Raw genomic sequence first — 1,045 nt, 5'->3', positions numbered from 1 at the left:
AGCGGAGGGTCCGGGGAGCGGGCGGCGGAGGTTCGGGGGCGGGCAGCGACGGCGATCCCGGATCCGGTGGCCGCCGGCACCTGACTCACACCGCCCGACAGCGGCATACTGGCGTCGGGCGGTGTGCGCGTCACCCCGCCCCGCGTTCAAGCCCCGCCCTGCCAGAGCCGCCCGTCCTCTCGACCAGGATCCGGAGCCAGTGGCATGACCGTCTGCCTGCTCCTGCTGTTCGCCGTCGCCGTGACCGCCGCGGTGCCGGTGCCGCGCGCGCTGACCCGGTCCGCGTGGCCCGAGCGGGACCCCGTGGTCGCGCTGTGGGTGTGGCAGTGCCTGGTCGCCACGGTCCTGCTGTGCTGTCTGACGGCCCTGGCCCTCGGTGCCACCGCGGTCTTCGGCACCGTCCGCGCCCAGCTCTTCGCGCCCGCGCCGCCCGCGGTGACCGCCGCGTACAACCTCTCCGCCGGGCCGGCCTGGGCGGCCGTCCTCACCCTGCTGCTGGCCGCCGGCGCCGCCTGGACGACCGCGATGCTGGGCCGCGAACTCGTCGAGGCCCGCAGGCGGCGCGCCCGGTCCCGCGCGCACCTGCGCGAGCGCGCCCCCGACCTGCCCGCCGGGCTCCCCGCCGCCCGCGGACCGCTGCTGGTCCTTGAGGACGAGTACCCGGACGCCTGGTGGCTGCCGGGCAGCCCGGCCCAGCTGATCGTCACCACGGGCGCCCTGCACCGCCTCACCGACCACCAGCTCGACGCCGTGCTCACCCACGAGCGCGGCCACGCCCGGGCCCGCCACGACTGGCTGCTGCACCTGTCCACCGCGCTGGCCACCGGCTTCCCGCGCGTCCCGCTCTTCGCCCACTTCTGCGACCAGACGCATCGCCTGGTCGAACTGTCCGCCGACGACACCGCCTCCCGGCGCTGCGGCCACCTGACCACGGCGCTGGCCCTGATCGAGCTGAACCAGCACCGCGGTGTTCTGTCCTGCGCCTCCAGCCACCGCCTCCTCGGCGAACGAGTCGACCGCCTGCTGGAGCCCCCGCCCCTGGCTC

General features: G+C 76.5%; 1 protein-coding gene. It reads left to right on the top strand.

Going from position 1 to position 1,045, the window contains the following annotated elements; translation table 11 throughout:
* Nucleotides 1-204: 204 nt before the first annotated feature.
* On the top strand, nt 205-1,045 hold an 841-nt coding region (locus DMH12_RS38555), incomplete at its 3' end, for a M56 family metallopeptidase (protein ID WP_148107614.1).

The organism is Streptomyces sp. WAC 04229 (assembly GCF_003947455.1).
In the GTDB taxonomy this organism is placed as follows: domain Bacteria; phylum Actinomycetota; class Actinomycetes; order Streptomycetales; family Streptomycetaceae; genus Streptomyces.
This window is presented reverse-complemented; position numbering and strand designations above follow the sequence as displayed.